At 29.4% G+C, this 18,776-nt stretch carries 20 protein-coding genes; 13 read left to right on the top strand and 7 right to left on the bottom strand.

The annotated features are described in order from the left end of the window. The first annotated feature begins 59 nt into the window (after nt 1-59). The gene (gene tatA / locus ACH5BF_RS12790; RefSeq protein WP_423274642.1) at nt 60-287 is read left to right on the top strand and encodes a twin-arginine translocase TatA/TatE family subunit; all 228 of its coding nucleotides are present in this window, start codon (nt 60-62) and stop codon (nt 285-287) included. 9 nt (nt 288-296) lie between these two features. After that, a complete protein-coding gene (gene argS, locus ACH5BF_RS12785) occupies nt 297-1,886 on the top strand; it encodes an arginine--tRNA ligase (RefSeq protein WP_423274641.1) in 1,590 nt (529 codons plus the stop codon). Nucleotides 1,887-2,030: 144 nt separating this feature from the next. Here argS and rsfS read toward each other — a convergent pair whose 3' ends face one another. Together rsfS and nadD are read right to left on the bottom strand one after the other, a co-directional pair. Continuing rightward, nucleotides 2,031-2,354 (bottom strand): ribosome silencing factor, encoded by a 324-nt coding sequence (gene rsfS / locus ACH5BF_RS12780; protein WP_423274640.1) that lies wholly within the window; start codon nt 2,352-2,354, stop codon nt 2,031-2,033. Between the two features lie 13 nt (nt 2,355-2,367). Continuing rightward, a complete protein-coding gene (gene nadD, locus ACH5BF_RS12775) occupies nt 2,368-2,907 on the bottom strand; it encodes a nicotinate (nicotinamide) nucleotide adenylyltransferase (protein WP_423274639.1) in 540 nt (179 codons plus the stop codon). An 89-nt stretch (nt 2,908-2,996) separates the two neighbouring features. Between nadD and gap the strand changes: the two genes are divergently transcribed. The 9 genes from gap to ACH5BF_RS12730 all read left to right on the top strand — a co-directional run bounded on the left by gap (nt 2,997) and on the right by ACH5BF_RS12730 (nt 12,682). After that, the gene (gene gap, locus ACH5BF_RS12770) at nt 2,997-3,989 is read left to right on the top strand and encodes a type I glyceraldehyde-3-phosphate dehydrogenase (RefSeq protein ID WP_423274638.1); all 993 of its coding nucleotides are present in this window, start codon (nt 2,997-2,999) and stop codon (nt 3,987-3,989) included. A gap of 15 nt (nt 3,990-4,004) precedes the next feature. After that, nucleotides 4,005-5,201, top strand: coding sequence for a phosphoglycerate kinase (locus ACH5BF_RS12765; RefSeq protein WP_423274637.1), 1,197 nt, complete (start codon nt 4,005-4,007; stop codon nt 5,199-5,201). Nucleotides 5,202-5,204: 3 nt separating this feature from the next. Then, complete coding sequence (locus tag ACH5BF_RS12760) at nt 5,205-5,915, top strand: triose-phosphate isomerase (RefSeq protein ID WP_423274636.1); 711 nt, start codon at nt 5,205-5,207, stop codon at nt 5,913-5,915. Next, nucleotides 5,915-6,742 carry an enoyl-ACP reductase FabI gene (gene fabI, locus ACH5BF_RS12755; protein ID WP_423274635.1) on the top strand — a complete coding sequence of 276 codons (828 nt, stop codon included), beginning with the start codon at nt 5,915-5,917 and terminating at the stop codon, nt 6,740-6,742. The genes ACH5BF_RS12760 and fabI overlap by 1 nt, the downstream gene beginning before the upstream one ends. A 229-nt stretch (nt 6,743-6,971) precedes the next feature. Beyond that, nucleotides 6,972-8,180, top strand: a complete 1,209-nt coding sequence (gene lysA, locus ACH5BF_RS12750; RefSeq protein WP_423274634.1) for a diaminopimelate decarboxylase — start codon at nt 6,972-6,974, stop codon at nt 8,178-8,180. A 21-nt stretch (nt 8,181-8,201) separates the two neighbouring features. Beyond that, nucleotides 8,202-9,269 (top strand): chorismate mutase, encoded by a 1,068-nt coding sequence (gene pheA / locus ACH5BF_RS12745; RefSeq protein WP_423274633.1) that lies wholly within the window; start codon nt 8,202-8,204, stop codon nt 9,267-9,269. Between the two features lie 20 nt (nt 9,270-9,289). Beyond that, nucleotides 9,290-10,396, top strand: a complete 1,107-nt coding sequence (gene hisC / locus ACH5BF_RS12740) for a histidinol-phosphate transaminase (RefSeq protein WP_423274632.1) — start codon at nt 9,290-9,292, stop codon at nt 10,394-10,396. Between the two features lie 13 nt (nt 10,397-10,409). Beyond that, complete coding sequence (gene dxs, locus ACH5BF_RS12735; protein ID WP_423274631.1) at nt 10,410-12,212, top strand: 1-deoxy-D-xylulose-5-phosphate synthase; 1,803 nt, start codon at nt 10,410-10,412, stop codon at nt 12,210-12,212. Beyond that, complete coding sequence (locus ACH5BF_RS12730) at nt 12,212-12,682, top strand: hypothetical protein (protein WP_423274630.1); 471 nt, start codon at nt 12,212-12,214, stop codon at nt 12,680-12,682. The genes dxs and ACH5BF_RS12730 overlap by 1 nt, the downstream gene beginning before the upstream one ends. 17 nt (nt 12,683-12,699) lie before the next feature. Here the strand turns inward: ACH5BF_RS12730 and ACH5BF_RS12725 are convergent, their stop codons facing one another. From ACH5BF_RS12725 to maf, 3 genes are read right to left on the bottom strand one after another with little or no spacing between them, the layout of a single operon-like run. Next, the gene (locus tag ACH5BF_RS12725) at nt 12,700-14,043 is read right to left on the bottom strand and encodes a L,D-transpeptidase family protein (protein ID WP_423274629.1); all 1,344 of its coding nucleotides are present in this window, start codon (nt 14,041-14,043) and stop codon (nt 12,700-12,702) included. Between the two features lie 52 nt (nt 14,044-14,095). Next, on the bottom strand, nt 14,096-14,290 hold the full coding sequence (locus tag ACH5BF_RS12720) for a hypothetical protein (protein WP_423274628.1): 195 nt from the start codon (nt 14,288-14,290) through the stop codon (nt 14,096-14,098). Nucleotides 14,291-14,300: 10 nt separating this feature from the next. After that, nucleotides 14,301-14,846, bottom strand: coding sequence for a septum formation inhibitor Maf (gene maf, locus ACH5BF_RS12715; protein ID WP_423274627.1), 546 nt, complete (start codon nt 14,844-14,846; stop codon nt 14,301-14,303). An 81-nt stretch (nt 14,847-14,927) separates the two neighbouring features. Here maf and ACH5BF_RS12710 point away from each other — a divergent pair, with 81 nt between their 5' ends. Together ACH5BF_RS12710 and ACH5BF_RS12705 are read left to right on the top strand one after the other, a co-directional pair. Next, a complete protein-coding gene (locus ACH5BF_RS12710) occupies nt 14,928-15,878 on the top strand; it encodes a ketopantoate reductase family protein (protein WP_423274626.1) in 951 nt (316 codons plus the stop codon). A gap of 82 nt (nt 15,879-15,960) precedes the next feature. Beyond that, complete coding sequence (locus ACH5BF_RS12705) at nt 15,961-16,827, top strand: prephenate dehydratase (RefSeq protein WP_423274625.1); 867 nt, start codon at nt 15,961-15,963, stop codon at nt 16,825-16,827. 15 nt (nt 16,828-16,842) lie between these two features. On the opposite strand, the gene leuB is transcribed toward ACH5BF_RS12705, so the two are convergent. Together leuB and ACH5BF_RS12695 are read right to left on the bottom strand one after the other, a co-directional pair. Then, entirely contained in the window at nt 16,843-17,910 is a 1,068-nt protein-coding gene (gene leuB / locus ACH5BF_RS12700) for a 3-isopropylmalate dehydrogenase (protein WP_423274624.1), read from the bottom strand. An 11-nt stretch (nt 17,911-17,921) separates the two neighbouring features. Continuing rightward, the gene (locus ACH5BF_RS12695; RefSeq protein WP_423274623.1) at nt 17,922-18,716 is read right to left on the bottom strand and encodes an SDR family NAD(P)-dependent oxidoreductase; all 795 of its coding nucleotides are present in this window, start codon (nt 18,714-18,716) and stop codon (nt 17,922-17,924) included. Nucleotides 18,717-18,776 lie beyond the last annotated feature (60 nt).

The following is an 18,776-nucleotide window of genomic DNA, read 5'->3' as shown; positions in this document are numbered from 1 at the left end:
TAAGGATTAAGAAGATATAATATTTGATAAAAATTAAAAATTAATTATAAGGATTTCTCATGGGTATGCCAGGTGGTATGGAATGGATTTTAATAGCTTTAGTAGTTTTACTACTGTTTGGTGGTAAGAAAATACCAGAACTTGCAAAAGGTTTAGGATCAGGAATTAAGAATTTTAAAAATGCTGTTAAAGATGATGAACCAGTTGCTGATACAAAAAAAGCTGATGAGTTAGAGAAAAAAGCTGAAGTTAAATCAGAAGATAAAAACGAATCAAAAACAGTATAAGAGAAGAAATTGCAGAATTTAGTAAAAGAATTTATTGAAAAAACTTTAGAGAGAGAAGTAGTTTTAGAAAAACCAAAAGATATTACTTTAGGACACTATGCAACACCTGTTGCATTTTCGCTAGCAAAAGAGTTTAGAAAATCACCTATGATTATTGCAGAAGAATTAGCAAGTAAATTTGCTGATTGTTCTATGTTTGAAAAAGTTGAAGCTGTTAAAGGGTTTATTAACTTCAAGTTATCAACAGCTTTTTTAGAATCATTAGTTGATGAAGCACTAACTAAACAAATGGATTTTGCAAAAGCAGAAGATAAAAATGAGAAAATTTTATTAGAGTATGTATCTGCTAATCCTACTGGTCCTTTACATATAGGTCATGCAAGAGGAGCAATTTTTGGTGATACTTTATTTAGAGTTGGTGATTATTTAGGTTATGATATAACTACTGAATATTATATCAATGATGCTGGTGCACAAATGGACCTTTTAGGTCTTTCAGTAGCTTTAGCAGCAAGAGATTTTATTTTTGAAGAAAATGTTGAATATCCAGAAACTTATTATAGAGGTGATTACTTAATTGATATTGCAAAAGTAGTTATTGAAAAATTTGGAAAAGATGCTATCTATGATGAATCAAAATATAAAGATATTGCATTCTTTGCTAAAGATTTAGTGATGGAAATTATAGTTAAAGATTTAAAAGATTTAGGTGTAGAATTTAACAATTTTGTATCTGAAAAATCTTTATATGTTTCTTGGGATAAGACAAAAGAAGTATTAGAAAATAATGGTTCTTTATATGAGAAAGATGGTAAAACATATTTAAAATCAACGCAATATGGTGATGATAGTGATAGAGTTGTAGTAAGAGATAATGGAATCCCTACATACTTAGCTGGTGATATAATTTACCACAAAAATAAATATGATAGACCATATGACAGATATATTAATATTTGGGGTGCAGACCACCATGGTTATATCAAAAGAGTTAATGCTGCAGTTGAATTTTTAGGTAATGATTCTTCTAAGTTAGAAGTTTTACTTTCTCAAATGGTACAATTATTAAAAGGTGGTGAACCTTATAAAATGTCAAAAAGAGCAGGTAACGTTATCTTAATGTCTGATATAACTGCTGAAATTGGTTCAGATGCATTAAGATTTATTTTCTTAACTAAGAAGAGTGATACTCATTTAGATTTTGATGTTGATATGTTAAAAAATCAAGATTCAACAAATCCAATTTTTTATATTAACTATGCCCATGCTAGAATTAATCAAGTATTCAAAAAAGCTGAACTTAGTATTGAAGATATAAAAAATGAGAAATTTGATAATCTAAACGAAGATGGATTAAATTTAATATATGAATCGCTATTATTAGGAACTGTACTTGAAGATGCATTTACAAAAAGAGATATGCAAAAAGTAACTGATTATTTATACTCTCTTGCATCGTCAGTACATAGATTCTATAATGATAATAAAGTAGTAGGTTCAAAGAACCAAAATGTTTACTTAAAAGCCTTATCAATGGCTGAATTAAGTATTAAAGTTGGATTATCTTTATTAGGAATAAAAGCTAAGGAGATTATGTAATGAAATGGTTTTTAGTAATTTTTGCTTTAGTAATAGGTATTGCAATTGCTACAGGATATATGGGTGGAGCTAAAGATGCTACATCTAATTACAATAAAGTTATGAGAGGAGGAGAGTAGTTTTACTCTCCTTTTTTTATACGTATTACTTTTTCTCTTCTAGTTCACTTAAGAACTCTTCTAGTGAGTATTTTACTCTTGCTTGTTCATTCATTAGGTTAATAAACATATCACCTAAATCTATAATTGTCCAATCATCATTTTCATCAACTCTTATAAACTCTTCACCTAAAGGTTTTAATTCTGTTTTTAAGTAGTTTAATAATGAAAAACCATGTTTTGGGTTTAATGTTGTTGCAATTACAACATAATCAACAATATAGTCTTTGTTTGTTAAGTCAATAACTTCAATACTTTCAGCTTTTTTATCGTCAAGTACTTGTTTTATCTTTTCAATTCTTTCGTTCAAAGTTTACCTTTTTTCATGTTTTTATATGATGTATAATATCATCTTTTATCTGATAGGGAATAAAATTTAAGTCAAATTCTTCCCTAAGTTTTGAAGAACTAATATCAATATTAACATTCAAAACTTTATAACTATCTAATTTATCATTTTTGTAACCATCCCTAGTTGCAACCACAAATTCTACTAGTGAATTTAATTCATCAAATTTGTACCATTTCTCTAAACTTTTTAGATTATCAGCACCAATTATAAGATAGATTTTTGATGGTTTATATAAGTTTTTTAAATGATTAACAGTTTTTATAGAAGGAACTGCTTCATTTTGATCTATCTCAAAATCAGAAATTTCAATTTTTTCATTTTTTTGAAATATTTTTTTTAGTAACTCATATCTAGTTTTTGGTTCTAAATGATAGTTAGTTTTAAAAGGATTTAAATATGTTGGAACAACAATAAGCTTGTCAATTTCTAACTGCTTTAATGCTTCATCAACAATTTTTACATGCGCGATATGAACAGGGTCAAAACTGCCACCAAATATTGCTAAATGCACCTATTTAAAACCTTTGTTATTTACTTAAATAATATTATAGCAATTTTTGGATAAAATATCTACCATTAAGATTTAAATAAAGGGAAAATATGGCTGTTAAAGTTGCAATTAACGGATTAGGAAGAATTGGAAGATGTGTTGCTAAAATTGTAGCAAGTAGAGATGATGTTGAATTAGTAGCTGTTAATGCAAGTGGTAGCGAGGAAATGATTCAATACAACCTTAAGTATGACACTGTACATGGGAATGCAGATGTTGTAGTAAAAGATGGGTATGTTTGTATTGGAAATGACAAAGCTAAATTATTAGCAGAAAGAGATCCAGCTAAGTTAAACTTTGCCCAATATGGTGCTGATGTTGTTTTAGAGTGTACGGGAGCATTCTTAACACAAGAAAAATGTCAAGCATATATTGATGCAGGAGTTAAAAAAGTTGTAATGTCTGCACCAGCAAAAGATGATACTCCTACATTTGTTATGGGAGCAAATGAAGAGACTTATGCAGGTCAAGCAATCGTATCTAATGCTTCTTGTACTACAAATGGTTTAGCACCAGTTGCAAAAGTTTTAGATGATGTATTTGGAATTGAAAAAGGTTTAATGACTACTATTCACTCATACACTTCATCTCAACCAATTTTAGATGCAAAAGATAAAAAAGATCCAAGAAAAGGTAGAGCAGGTGCTACTAACTTAACTCCAGCTAGTACTGGTGCTGCAAAAGCAATTGGAAAAGTAATGCCACACTTAAATGGTAAATTAAACGGTCAAGCAATTAGAGTTCCAACTCCAAATGTATCACTAGTTGATTTAACAGTAACTCTTAAAAAAGATGTAACTTTAGAAGAAATTCAAGCTGCATTTAAAGAAGCTTCAACTGGTTCTTTAAAAGGAATTTTAGGAATTGATGAAGAGTATAGAGTAAGTTCTGACTTTAACGGTGAGCAATTATCAACTGTTGTTCCTTTAGATACTATTCAAGTTATTGAAGGAAATATGGTAAAAGTTCTATCTTGGTATGACAATGAGTGGGGATACTCTACTAGATTAGTAGATATGGGTGTTCACGTAGCAACTAACTAGGGAGTATGAAATAAGATGAAATTACAGGAAATTAAAAATATTGATGTAGCTAATAAAAGAGTTTTTATTAGATGTGATTTTAACGTACCAATGGATGAGTATAATAACATCACTGATGATAGAAGAATTAGAAGTGCTTTAAATACAATTAGATATTGTATTGATAATGATTGTTCTATTATCTTAGCTTCTCACTTTGGTAGACCAAAAAATGGTTTTGAAGAGAAATTCTCTTTAGAACCAATTGCAAAAAGGTTACATACTTTACTTAAGCAAGAGATTAAAATGGCTCCTGGTATTGTTTGTGATGAAACACTAGAAATGGCTAAATCTTTAGAAGCTGGTGAAATTTTATTATTAGAAAATATGAGATTTGAAGCTGGTGAAACTAAGAATGATGAAGAGCTAAGTTTTAAACTAGCTTCAATGGCTGATGTTTATATTAACGATGCCTTTGGTGTATCTCACAGAGCTCATGCTTCAGTTGAAGGTATTGCAAGACATTTTGATATTGATTCAAAAGCAGCTGGATTCTTACTTGCAAAAGAGATTAAATTTTTCCATCACATTGTAAATGAACCAAAAAGACCATTCGTTTCTATTGTTGGTGGTTCAAAAGTATCTGGAAAATTAGAAGCTTTATATAACTTAGTTCCAAAAGTAGACAAAATCCTTATTGGTGGAGGAATGGCATTTACTTTTCTGAAAGCACAAGGTTATGAAGTAGGAAACTCTTTAGTTGAAGATGATTTAATTCCAGAAGCAATTAAAATTATGGAAGAAGCAAAACAATTAGGTGTTAAACTTTACTTACCTGTAGATGTTGTGGCAGCTGAAGCATTTAATGCAGAAGCATTTGCAAAACCAACAACTACTCAGGAAATACCTAAAGGTTGGATGGGATTAGATATTGGTCCTGCTACTGCACTTTTATTCTCTCAAGCACTTGAAGATGCACATACTATTTTATGGAATGGGCCAATGGGTGTTTATGAAATGGATAAATTTGCAAAAGGTTCAACAAAAATTTCTCATGCAGTAGCTTCTTCATATGCTACAACTGTTGTTGGTGGTGGTGATACTGCTGACTTAGTTAGAGTTACAGGTGATGAAGATGAAATGACTTTCATTTCTACTGGTGGTGGTGCATCATTAGAATTGATTGAAGGAAAAATTTTACCAGGTGTTAAAGCACTTGTAATAGAGGAATAAGATTTGGCAATTATTGCATCAAACTTTAAAACAAACCATACGAGAAAATCAACAGCTTCATTTGTAAATGAAGTTAATGATTTTTTAAAATCAAATGAGATTTCAAATGAAGTTTATATTTTCCCAACAGCAACTTCATTAGACTCTTTTGATACAGTTTCAAATTTCACTATAGGAGCTCAAAATGCTTATGGCGTTGAAAAGGGTTCTTTTACGGGTGAAATAGGAACTCAACAATTAGATGAGTTTGGAATTAAAACTATTTTAATTGGACATAGTGAAAGAAGACATATTCTTGGTGAATCACAAGAAGAAATTGCTAAAAAATTTTCATATTTTAAAGAGTTAGGATACAAAATTATTTATTGTATTGGTGAGCCTTTAGAAGTTAAAGAAGAAGGTTTAGAAAAAACTTTAGAGTATATTTATGAGCAATTTGTTGGTATTGATATTAACTATGAAAATTTAATACTTGCATATGAACCTGTTTGGGCAATTGGTACAGGAGTTACTGCAACAAATGATGATATTACAGCAGTTCACTCTGCAATTAAATCAAAGATTAAAAAACCATTATTATATGGTGGATCTGTAAAAGTTGCTAATGTAAGAGAAATTTGTAGTCTTGATGGTGTTGATGGAGCTTTAATTGGTACTGCTTCATGGATTGTTGAAGACTTCAAGCAAATTATTGAAAACACAAAGGATGTATAATGTTTATGAAAGGTAAAAAAGGTGTTATTTTAGGTGTTGCAAACAATAAGTCTATCGCTTATGGTATTGCAAAAGCCTGTGCAGCTCAAGGTGCTGAAATTGCATTTACTTATTTAAATGATTCTTTAAAGAAAAGAGTAGAACCAATCGCAGCTGAGTTTGGAAGTGCTGATTATGTATATCCATGTGATGTATCAAAACCTGAAGAAATTAAAGCATTAAAAGAATCAATTGAGAAAGATATGGGTCAAATTGACTTTATTGTTCACTCAATTGCATTTGCTCCAAAAGAGGGATTATCTGGAAGATTCTATGATATTTCTAAAGAGGCATTTGATATTGCTATGGATATCTCTGTTTACTCTTTAATTGAAGTAGTTAGAGAATTAAAACCTTTATTAAGTGATAACTCTTCTGTTTTAACTTTAACATATTATGGTGGAGCTAAATATATCCCTAACTATAACTTAATGGGTATTGCAAAAGCTGCATTAGAAATGACTACAAAATATTTAGCAGAAGATTTAGGTAAAGATGGAATTAGAGTAAATGCTATTTCTGCAGGACCTATTAAAACTTTAGCAGCTGCTGGAATTGGTGATTTCAGATTTATGCTTAAGTGGAATGAAGCTCATGCTCCATTAAAGAAAAATGTAACAATTGATGAAGTAGGAAATTCAGGTATGTATTTACTATCTGATTTAAGCTCAGCTGTTACAGGTGAGATTCACTATGTGGATTCAGGATATAATGTAATGGGTATGCCAGCGGTTAAATTTGATGAGAATGGTAGGCCAAATATTGCATGGAACGGTACAGATAAGTAGGTATAAAGCTTAAGCTTTTGGCAAATACCTACGTTGTCAAGTAAATTTTGAACACTCACTTACTACAAGTAAGCTCCTGCTCAAAATTTACTTTCGCCTTGGTCTTTACTCAAAATCATAACTTTCTACCACTTATTTAAATTATAATTATCAAAACAAAAAAGTTTTAATTTTTAATTTATTGAAATTTTAAATTAAGATTTTAAAGAGGAATAGGTAATTAAAGAGTATGAATATAAATTTTAAAGAATTAGCAAACAAGTATCAAACGCCATATTATGTGTATGACTTTGATCATATTACGGCACAATATAATGAACTAAAAGGAGCTTTTAAAGCAAGAAAATCACTTTTAGCATATGCTGTAAAAGCAAATTCAAATTTATCTGTTATTAAGCACTTAGCAGATTTAGGTGCTGGAGCTGATTGTGTTTCGATTGGTGAAGTAAAAAGAGCATTAAAAGTAGGAGTTCAACCTTACAAAATCATTTTTTCTGGTGTTGGAAAAATAGATAGCGAAATTAAAGAAGCATTAGAACTTGGAATTTTAATGATCAATGTTGAAAGTGCAGCAGAACTTGATAGAGTTGAGTTAATTGCAAAAGAGTTAGGAAAGGTTGCTAGAATTTCTATTAGAGTAAACCCAAATATTGATCCTCAAACTCATCCATATATTTCAACAGGTTTACATGAGAACAAATTTGGTGTTGATGTTGATACAGCAAAAAGAATGTATATTCAATGTAAAAATAGCAATTCATTAGAGCCAACAGGAATTCATTGTCATATTGGTTCTCAATTAACAGAGTTAGAACCAATTAAAGAATCAGTAAAATTAGTTGCTGATTTAGTAAGAAATTTAGCTGCTATTAAAATTGAATTAAACTTCTTTGATGTTGGTGGTGGATTAGGTATTGTTTATGATGATGAAAAACTAATTGACACAAATGAGTATGCTCAATCAATTTTAGAAGCATTATTTGGTTTAGATATTACAGTTGTTTGTGAACCAGGAAGATTTTTAGTTGGAAACTCAGGAGTTTTTGTAACTAAAGTTTTATATGAAAAAGTAAATGGTGAAAAAAGATTTGTAATTGTTGATGGTGCAATGAATGATTTAATTAGACCATCATTATATAATGCATATCACAAAATAGAAGTATTAAATGATAATAATGAATTAAGTGATTGTAATTTAGTTGGTCCAGTATGTGAAAGTGGAGATTTCTTTGCTAAAAATATTGACTTACCAAAGACACAACACAATGATTTAGTAGCTATTTACAGTGCAGGTGCATACTGTTTTACAATGGCATCAAACTACAATACTAGAGGAAAAGTAGCTGAAATAGCAGTTGAGAATGGGGTTGATAGAATTATTAGAAAAAGAGAGACTTTTGAAGATTTAATTGCTTTAGAAGAAGAGTTCATAAAATAGCAGAAAACACAAAGGGTACAAATGAACGAGCAGGGCTTATTAGAGTTAAGAAATAAACTAGATACTATTGATGAAGAACTATTAAAACTTATTAATAGTAGAATGGAAGTTGTACATCAAGTTGGACTTTTAAAAGCTAAAAGTGGTGGAGCTATTTATAGACCTGAAAGAGAAAAAGAGATTATTGATAGATTAGAATCTCTAAATACAGGAAAATTAAATAGAGCTGCTATAGAAGCATTATTCTTAGAGATTTTTGCAATTTCAAGAAATTTAGAACTTCCAGAAAATGTAGCATACTTAGGACCTGAAGGAAGCTTTACGCATCAAGCTGCTGAAGGAAGATTTGGAGCTATGAGTTCATATGTATCTATTTCTTCAATAAATGGTATCTTTAGGGAAGTTGATACAAAAAAAGCAAAATTTGGTGTTGTTCCTATTGAAAATTCATCAAATGGGATTGTAACTGATACAATAAATTGTTTAAATAAGTATGATTTAAAAATTATTGCAGAAGTTGTATTGGATATTCATCATACATTTGCAAGTACATGTGATAAAGTGAAAGATATTAAAAGAATCTATTCTAAAGATATTGCTTTTGATCAGTGTAGAAAATTCTTAGCAAACTTTGGTTTAGATGAGGTAGAGCAAATTCCAATTGAGTCAACAACTAAAGCTGCAAAACTTGCAGCAAAAGAGCCATTTAGTGCTGCCATTTGTCCTCATGTTGGTGCAAAGCTTAACAATCTTCCAATTTTATTTGAAAATATTGAAGATAAAGACAACAATAAAACAAGATTCTTTATAATAAGTGACTTTGAAAATGCACAATCAGGAAATGATAAAACTTCAATTTTAGTTGAATTTCCTGACAGACAAGGGGCATTAGTTGAGTTCTTAACTGATTTTAATAATTCAGGAATTAACTTAACAAAAATTAAATCGCATATTGTTCAGGGTAACTCAATATTCTTTATTGATTTTGATGGTCATAAAGATGATGAACATGTAAAAGCTGTATTAGAAAAACATAAAGATACTGTAAAAGTTTTAGGGTCTTATGTTAAAGAGATAAATGATATTTAATCAATAGATTAGGAAAAAAAATGAAATTTAATAAAGTTTTAGAAAATGTTACAACTTACGAAGCAGGGAAGCCAATAGAGTTAGTTGTAAGAGAGTATGGAATTGATGAAAAAGATATTATAAAGCTTGCATCAAATGAGAACCCATATGGAACATCTCCAAAAGTAACTGCTAAGATTCAAGAATTAGCAAAAAATATGTTTATTTATCCAGATGATTCAATGTTTGAATTAAAAGCTGCATTAGCTAATAAGTTTGATGTTAAAGATTCGAATATTATTATAGGTTCTGGAAGTGACCAAATATTAGAGTTCTGTGTTCATGCAAAATGTGATGAAAATTCAAAAATCTTAATGGCAAAAACTACTTTTGCTATGTATGAAATTTATGGAAAACAAACTGGATGTACAATCCTAAAAACTGAAGATGATGAACATAACTTAGAACAATTTAGTGCTATGTATAAAGAACATGGTGCTGATGTTATCTTCTTATGTTTACCAAATAATCCTTTAGGTGAGTGTTTAGATAAAGATGATGTATATAAATTTCTAGAAACTATTGATAGAGATACTTTAGTTGTAGTTGATGGAGCTTATCAAGAGTATGCTTCTTTCAAAGATGAAAAGAAAAAGATTGATGCAAAAGATTTAATCACTAAATTCCCTAATGCAATTTATTTAGGCACATTCTCTAAAGCTTATGCTTTAGGTGGTATGAGAGTTGGATATGGTGTTGCGAATGAAGAAATTATTAAAACTTTCTATAAATTAAGAGCACCATTTAATATTACAACTTTATCTTTAGCTGCGGCAATTGAAGCATTAAAAGATGAAGAGTTTGTTCAAAGCTGTATTGCTTTAAATTTTGAAGAAATGAAAAGATATGAAGAGTATGCAAAACAAAAAGGTTTTGAATATATTGATTCATATACAAATTTTATCACACTTAAATTTGGTGATAAATATAGTTCTAAAGAAGTTGCAACACAACTTCTAAAAAGAGGTGTAATTGTAAGAGACCTTACTGGTTATGGTGTAAATGCAATTAGAGTAACAATTGGTTCTCAAAGCCAAAATACAAGAGTTTTTAGTATCTTAGATGAGGTATTAGAGGAAAATAAGTAGATAAGAAATTATTATGGAAGTAAAAAACAAATCATTAGAAGAGCTAGAGGATATTTCTCAAAAAATTAGAGACAGAATTATAGATGTTGTATCTAGAAAGGGTGGACACTTCTCTTCAACTTTAGGTGCAGTTGAGCTTACAATTGGAATGCATTATGTATTTGATGCATATAAAGACCCTTTTATATTTGATGTATCACATCAATGTTACCCTCATAAACTTTTAACAGGAAGATGGGAAGAGTTTGAAACTATAAGACAGTTTGGGGGATTAAGTGGTTTTACAAAACCCAAAGAGTCTGTGGCAGATTATTTTGTTGCAGGTCATAGTTCAACATCTATATCATTAGCAGTTGGTGCTGCTAAATCAATACAGCTAAAAAAAGAAGACAGAGTACCTGTTGTAATGATAGGTGATGGTTCAATGACAGCTGGTATGGTATATGAAGCTCTAAATGAATTAGGTGATTTAAAACTTCCAGTTGTGATTATCTTAAATGACAATGAAATGTCAATTGCAAAACCTATTGGAGCTATCTCAAAATATCTTTCAAAGCTTTTAGCAGGAAAATATTATCAAGGTTTCAAAGGAAAAGTTGATAATTTTATTAAGAAAAATATGCCAGAAGGAACAACATATATAGCTAAAAGAATGGAAGAGGCTATGAAGTTAATTACTCCTGGTATACTTTTTGAAGAAATGGGTATTGATTATATAGGACCTATTGATGGACATAACTTAGAAGAAGTTATTGATACTTTAGAAATAGCAAAAGCTATGAAAAAACCTGTAATTGTTCATGCAAGAACAGTAAAAGGAAAAGGCTATAAAGTAGCTGAAGGTCAACATGAACATTGGCATGGGGTAGGTCCTTTCAATGTTGAAGATGGAGCATTTGTAAAAAAAGAAGCTCCAAAAGCTGCAACTGCTGTATTTGCAGATGCCCTTACTAATTTAGCCTGTAAACATGATAACGTTGTAGGTGTTACAGCTGCAATGCCAAGTGGTACAGGAATAAATAAGCTTATGGATAAATTCCCTGATAGATTTTGGGATGTTGCAATTGCTGAACAACATGCTGTAACTTCAATGGCTGCTATGGCAAAAGAAGGTTTTAAACCATTTATTACAATCTATTCAACATTCTTACAAAGAGGCTTTGATCAAATAATTCATGATGTATGTCTTATGGATTTACCAGTAGTATTTGCTATAGATAGAGCAGGTATTGTAGGGAATGATGGGGAAACACATCAAGGGACTTTTGATATTTCATACTTAAGATTTATTCCTAATATGGTCTTATTTGCACCAAGAGATAATGAAACTTTAAATCAAGCGATTGAATTCTCTTATACTTTAAATAAACCATGTGCTATAAGATATCCAAGAGGTGCATATATTGAGACTAATTATAAAAGTGAAGGCTTTGAATTAGGTAAGGCTGAACTTTTAAAAGAAGGTACTTCAAATAAACTATTTATAGGTTATGGTGCAGCAGTTGGAAAAGCCTGTAAAACAGAAGCTTTACATGATGAAAACATTGCTATTTTAGATTTAAGATTTGTAAAACCTTTAGATACAGAAACTTTAAAAGAGTTATCAAAAAAATATGATGATTGGTATGTATTTAGTGATTCACAAAAACAAGGTGGAGTTGCAAGTGCTATTTTAGAGTTTTTAAATGAAGAGAAAGTTTGTGTAAAACTTACATCTTTTGAGTATGAAGATGACTTTATTAATCATGGTGATACAAAAAAAGTTGAAGAGTCATTACAACTACTTCCAGAACAATTAGTTAAAAAGGTAAAATAATGAGTAAATCATTGGATGAACTGTTAAAAACAGCCTCTTTAGATGAGATATTAGAAGAGTACTCAAAAGCTTTAGATAAAAGTGAAGAAGAAGATTTTTGGAAAGAGAAAATTTTGCCTTATATTAAAGCTACTCTTTCAGTACTTTTACCTCTTAGAGAACAGAATTTACTTTTTACTCCAGAAGGAAGAAAAGTAGAGCAAATAGATAAAGAGTTCTTTTATAGATGGTCTGACTTAGTTTGTTTAAGAACAATGGCTTTTATCTTAGAAGAATCAAATAGTAAAAAACAATTAGTTAGAACTTCTTATAAAGATGTATCTTATGAAACAATAGATTTAGAAATTTTAGCTAAATATTTAAACTCTTACAGAGTTAATTTAACTGATGAAGATAATCTAGATTTTCCTGTAGCAAATTATAATTTACATACAGGTATGTTAACAACTATTAAAACATTAATTAAATAGGTATTTATTTTACCTATTTAAATCTCATAATTTAACTTCTGGATTTTATCATATCCATAAATATCATTTGTAAATCTTAACTTCCCATCTTTTATATATGAAGTAATATATGTAATATGTAAAGGTAATTTTTTTGTTAAATTAATAGAGTCTGTTTCTTCTTTATTGTAAGTTTGTCTTACGCTTTGATATGTTTTTGGAGTATAGTTTTTAGTAAGGTGTTTCATTAAAGCTAGAGGATGTTCTAATCTTACACATCCATGACTTACAGCTCTAATATTCTCTTTTGGGATTTTAAATCTCCAAGAGCCAATTGTATCATGCATATAAACAGCATGGTCATTATCAAACATATATTTTATTCTTCCCATTCCATTTGTTTTTGATGGAAGTTGTATAAATTTGTATGGAATATTTTTAACATCTTCTTTTAAGTATGCTTCCCATTTAACATCTTCAAATTTAACTTCATCTAAGTCTAAATCATATCTTTTTTTTCTAATCACAATATTTTTCTTTTTTAAAAACTTTTTATCTTTTAAAGCTTTTGGAATAATACTTTTTTTGGCAATTGAACTTGGAATATTCCAAGTAGGATTTACTATAAAATATGAAAGTTTACTTGACAAAATTGGTGTTTGATCTTTTGGAGAACCTACAACTGTACCAAAGCTTTTTACATTTTTTCCATCTTCATATAGTGTAAAATTGTATGAAGGTATATTTAGTTGAATAAAATTACTACTATCAAACTCTTTTAAAACTTTTAGTCTTTCAATATTTAGTTTTAGTCTATGTTTTTGAGATTTACTTAAACTTTTGCTATTTTTAAAAGAGATAAATCTAAAAAAATCTGGATGTTTAGGTGTGTGATTATCTAAAATTGTTTTTATTGATAAGTTTTTGTTGTCATAGTCTTTTAGTAAATTTTTCTGGTTTATGTCTTTTGTATATATTTCATAAGAGTGTTTCATATCTTTATATTGAGCTTTTTGAAGTTCTTTATAGAATGATTTTGTATCGATACATGAATTCTCTAAGTTATTAACGTAAACTATAAAAAAAGCTCTTAACTCTTTTTTTAGTTCTATTTCATTATCAATTTTCTCTAAATTACTATAAATATTTTTGTTTTCACATAAAGATGAGTATGCGTCTGTTTTAATAACTTCTAAAAACTCTTTTTCTTTTTTTGATAAAGTGTTTAGAGGATTTTTTTGAATACCTTTATTCTTAGTACTTATTTCAATCTTATTGTATTCACTGTTTATAACATATTGTTCGGGTAAATTTTTATTACTACAAGCAGTAAATAGAGTAATTATAGTAGTTAATAAAAATAGTTTTATTATTGTTTTCATTTTAACCTTTCAGGGCAATATTTTACAATAAATTTACATAAATATTATTAAATCAATTACTAGAGTCAGTTAATGAGTTTTGTATATGAGTTGTAGTTTTTTCTTTAACTTTTGTATTCTCATCATCAATCCATGATGATAAACCTATAAAAGCTCCTACTCCAATCATTACTAATAAAATTGCAACAAGAATATTTTCTATTGCACCTTTTTGATTTTTAATTATAGATTTAAAGCTTTTATACATTTTTTATCCTTTACATAAATGCGATTAATTTTTGGGCACATAAACCCATGGCCGTACTTTCAAAGCCTTTTACATTTTTGATATATGGCTTACAAAAGCCTTCAACCATAATAGCTCCTGCTTTTCCAAAACATTCACCTGATTTAATATATTCATTCATATGTACTTCATCAAATTTATCAAATTCATAGGTAGTAATACTAATATCTATTAGCTCTTTTTCTTTTGATTTGTAAATCATACATGTTATAACTGAGGTTTCATTTCCACTTTGAAGCTCTAACATATCTCTTGCATCTGCTTCATCTTTTGCTTTTCTAAGAAGTTTATTGTTTGCTGTAACTACTGAATCTGCAACTAATAATGGCATATCTTCTACCCCATATATTTTATATAACTCATCAAACTTTCCTTTAGTTGCTTCATAACAAAAGGATTTAGGGTCAGTAGTTTTTATAGAGTCTTCATCAAAACTTCCTCCATTTTGTACAAAATCAATTCCAAAATTTTTAAGTATTAATGCTCTTGTAGGAGAATTTGAACCAAGTCTTATCAAGTTTAACCTTTTTTATTTTAATTATACTCTATTAGTATATAATAACAATTTTAAAAAATGAATATTTTATAGGATTAAATAATGAATATAGTTGTAATAGGTGCAGGTGGAATAGGTGCTTTTTATGGAATGATTCTTCATAGTGTAGGATGTAATATAAAATTTATTGCAAGAGGTGAGAATTTAGAATATTTAAAAAATAATAAAATGAAAGTAACTCATCCAGATTATACTTTAGAAGATAAGATAGAAACTTTAGATATTGAAGAGTTTACAAATACAAATAAACCAGAAAATATAGATGCAATTTTCATAGCTACAAAAGGTATGAGTACTAAAGCTATTTCTGAAAAACTAGCATTATGGACTAAAGATAGCAGTTCAGTTCCATACTTTATATCTTTACAAAATGGTGTAGATAATGAAGATATTATGGAAGAGTATTACAATAAAGAGTATGTAATAGGAGGACTTACAAGACTTATTGTTTCACATACTATATCTTTAGGTCATGTACATTGTGAGGGTGGAGTTGAAACTTTAATTGGTGCAGTAAATCCAAATGAAAAGAATAGTAAATTTTTAGAAGAGTTAAAAGCCATCTTAGATAAAACACCAACAAAAACTATTATATGTGAAAATATAAAACTAGAGCTTTGGAATAAACTAATAGTTAATAATGGTGTAAATGCAATATGTGCTTTACTAGAGGAAGAGTCAGGTCCTTTGATGAAAAATGAAAAAACATCAAAGTTGATTTATGGACTTATGAGTGAAGCTGCTCTTGCTTCAAATGCTGTAGGTGTAAATCTAACTCAAGAAGATGCCAAAAAAATGTTTGAGCTTTATACAAAATTTCAATCTGTAAAACCATCTATGTGGGTTGATAAAGAGAATAATAGAGATTTAGAGTTAGAGCAAATCTGTGGTGTTGTTATAAAAAATTGTGAAAAGCAAGGGTTTGATGCTCCTTATACAAGAACAATTTCAACACTTTTAGAGTTCACATATAATAGACAAAGAAATAAATAAAATCATAAAATCGCGAAACATTCGCATGATTTTAAATTTCTTATTTTCATAGATATAATTGTTCATAGCAAAAAGGAGTATTATGAATAAAACTGTTGTATACCAAGGAGTTGAAGGTGCTTATTCACACCTTGCAAGCAGTAATCTTTTCCCAAACTCAAACTTTATAGCTTCTGATTCATTTTTGGAATCAATGCAATTAGTTGAACAAGGAAAGGCTGATTTTGGTGTTATTCCAATTGAAAATTCATCAGCAGGTAGAGTTGAAGAGATTTATAGACTTATTCCTAAAATGCAATTAAATATTATAGATGAATACTTTCATCCAATAGAGCATGCCCTAATTGCTGTAAAAGGCTATAAGCTTGAAGATTTAAAAACAGTATCTTCTCATCCACAAGCTCTAGCTCAATGTATGAATAATATTAAAGAGTTAAATCTAAAAGCAATATCAGAGTTTGATACAGCAGGTTCTGCTATGAAATTAGAGCAATCAAAAGATAAAACTCATGCTGTAATTGCTTCAACATTAGCTGCAAAGATTTATAATTTAGAGATTGTAAAAGAAAAGTTTTCAGACTATGCAGGAAATGTTACTAGGTTTATTGTTTTAACTAAAGAAAAAAGAGTACCAAAGTTTGAACAAAATAAATCTTATATTACTTCTCTTATTTTTAGTGTAAGAAATATTCCAGCAGCACTATATAAAGCCTTGGGTGGTTTTGCTACAAATGGAATAGATTTAATTAAAATAGAGAGTTACTCAGGAATTGGAAGTATGTACTCTACTCAGTTTCATGTGGATTTATACGGTCATACTGATGAAAAAAGATTGCAATTAGCCCTTGATGAGCTGAGGTTTTTTGTGGAAGAGTTAAAAATAATTGGTGTTTATGAAAGACATGAATATAGAGATAAAATGTGTGAATTAAACCAAGTAATAAAATGAAGCTTTTGCTTCATTTTATTTGTTGATATACTCAACTATAATATCTCCCATTTGAGAAGTACTTAAAACCTCTTTGGCATCAAAAGATGCTAAATCTTTTGTTCTATAGCCATCTTTTAATACATCTTTTATAGCTTTTTGAATTATATTTGAAGCTTCTTCTTCATTTAGTGAATACTTAAGCATCATACTAGCACTTTCAATAGTAGCTATTGGATTTGCTATTCCCAAACCTGCAATATCAGGAGCTGAACCATGAATAGGCTCATAAACTGCTGTTTTATTTCCAGTCGAAGCACTAGGAAGAAGACCGATTGAACCTACTACCATTGAAGCTGTATCACTTAAAATATCTCCAAAAATATTTCCAGTAACTATTACATCAAACTGTTTAGGATTTCGCACTAACTGCATAGCGGCATTATCTACATACATATGAGTTAATTCCACTTCTGGATACTCTTTTGATAGTTCAATCATAGTTGCTCTCCAAAGTTGTGATACTTCAAGAACATTTGATTTATCAACTGAACATAATCTTTTATTTCTTTTCATAGCAAGTTCAAAAGCTGTTTTTCCTATTCTTTGGATTTCTTCTTTTGTATAAACCATTGTATTAAAAGCTTTTTGTCCATTATTTTGCCTTGGCTCTCCAAAATATATACCACCAATTAACTCTCTTACAACCATAATATCACAGCCTTTAATAATTTCAGGCTTCAAGGTTGAAGCATTTGTTAGCTCATCATAAACAATAGCAGGTCTCAAATTTGCAAATACTCCTAACTCTTCTCTAAATTTTAAAAGCCCAGATTCAGGTCTTAGATGTCTAGGCAAATTATCCCATTTTTCACCACCAATAGCACCAAACAAACAAGCCTTTGATTTTAAAACTCCATCAACTGTTTCTTTTGGAAGAGGGTGACCTACTTTATCAATAGCTGCTCCACCCATTAAATACTCTTTATACTCTAATTTGAAGTTACATTTTTTACTAACTGCCTCTAATACTTTTACAGCTTCATTTATAATTTCAACACCAATTCCATCGCCTCTTATTAGTGATATCTCATAGTTTTTCATTTATTATCCTTTTATATTGCACTTTGAACCACACCTGCATCTGCTCTTAAAACTGCACCATTTGTAGCACTAGATAAGGCACTTGCTGTGTAAACAATCATATTTGATACTTCATCAGTTTCTGTGAATCTTTTAAGTAGTGATGTAGGTCTTACATTTTTAAAGAACTCTTCTTGCATTTGCTCAAAAGTAAAGTTCATTTGTTTTGCATAGTCATTTAAAAAAGTAGTAACACCTTCTGATTTTGTAGGTCCTATTATTATAGAATTTGAAGTTACATTAGTACCTGCTGTAAGCTCTGCTATTCCTCTTGCAACTGATAGTTGTGCAGTTTTAGTCATACCATAGTGAATCATCTCTTTTGGTATTTGATATGCTGATTCACTAGAAATAAAGATAATTCTTCCCCAGTTTTGCTCTAACATAAAAGGAAGATAGCTTTGAGATAGTCTTACTCCACTCATTACATTGACATTAAACATTTTAAGCCAGTCATCTTCTTCTAAACTTGTGAACTCTTTTGGCTCAAATATTCCAAGGTTATTTATCAAAATATCTACTTTTTGTAGCTGTTTTATTAGTTTGTCACAACCTTCTTTATTTGATAAATCAGCAACTATTCCTTCAACTTTTGCATTTTGATTATGTGATTTTATTTTATTGATAGCTTCTTGAACATTTTGTTCACTTCTTCCATTTATATAGACATACGCACCCTCATCACATAGTTTTTTAGCTGTTGCAAAACCAACACCTAAAGTTGAACCTGTAACAAGAGCAGTTTTATTTTCAAGCTTTAAATCCATACTAATACTCCTTTATAAAAATAAAGGCATCTTAGTAGAATTTAATCGTAAAATTATCGC

It is taken from the genome of Arcobacter pernae (assembly GCF_049472135.1).
Classification (GTDB): domain Bacteria; phylum Campylobacterota; class Campylobacteria; order Campylobacterales; family Arcobacteraceae; genus Arcobacter_B.
This window is presented reverse-complemented; position numbering and strand designations above follow the sequence as displayed.

Excerpts from the sequence above, each read along its gene's own strand:
- tatA (WP_423274642.1), top strand. The coding sequence starts at position 60 with ATGGGTATGCCAGGTGGTATGGAATGGATTTTAATAGCTTTAGTAGTT.
- gap (WP_423274638.1), top strand. The coding sequence starts at position 2,997 with ATGGCTGTTAAAGTTGCAATTAACGGATTAGGAAGAATTGGAAGATGT.
- ACH5BF_RS12765 (WP_423274637.1), top strand. The coding sequence starts at position 4,005 with ATGAAATTACAGGAAATTAAAAATATTGATGTAGCTAATAAAAGAGTT.
- fabI (WP_423274635.1), top strand. The coding sequence starts at position 5,915 with ATGTTTATGAAAGGTAAAAAAGGTGTTATTTTAGGTGTTGCAAACAAT.
- lysA (WP_423274634.1), top strand. The coding sequence starts at position 6,972 with ATGAATATAAATTTTAAAGAATTAGCAAACAAGTATCAAACGCCATAT.
- pheA (WP_423274633.1), top strand. The coding sequence starts at position 8,202 with ATGAACGAGCAGGGCTTATTAGAGTTAAGAAATAAACTAGATACTATT.
- hisC (WP_423274632.1), top strand. The coding sequence starts at position 9,290 with ATGAAATTTAATAAAGTTTTAGAAAATGTTACAACTTACGAAGCAGGG.
- dxs (WP_423274631.1), top strand. The coding sequence starts at position 10,410 with ATGGAAGTAAAAAACAAATCATTAGAAGAGCTAGAGGATATTTCTCAA.
- ACH5BF_RS12730 (WP_423274630.1), top strand. The coding sequence starts at position 12,212 with ATGAGTAAATCATTGGATGAACTGTTAAAAACAGCCTCTTTAGATGAG.
- ACH5BF_RS12725 (WP_423274629.1), bottom strand. The coding sequence starts at position 14,043 with ATGAAAACAATAATAAAACTATTTTTATTAACTACTATAATTACTCTA.
- ACH5BF_RS12720 (WP_423274628.1), bottom strand. The coding sequence starts at position 14,290 with ATGTATAAAAGCTTTAAATCTATAATTAAAAATCAAAAAGGTGCAATA.
- ACH5BF_RS12710 (WP_423274626.1), top strand. The coding sequence starts at position 14,928 with ATGAATATAGTTGTAATAGGTGCAGGTGGAATAGGTGCTTTTTATGGA.
- ACH5BF_RS12705 (WP_423274625.1), top strand. The coding sequence starts at position 15,961 with ATGAATAAAACTGTTGTATACCAAGGAGTTGAAGGTGCTTATTCACAC.
- leuB (WP_423274624.1), bottom strand. The coding sequence starts at position 17,910 with ATGAAAAACTATGAGATATCACTAATAAGAGGCGATGGAATTGGTGTT.
- ACH5BF_RS12695 (WP_423274623.1), bottom strand. The coding sequence starts at position 18,716 with ATGGATTTAAAGCTTGAAAATAAAACTGCTCTTGTTACAGGTTCAACT.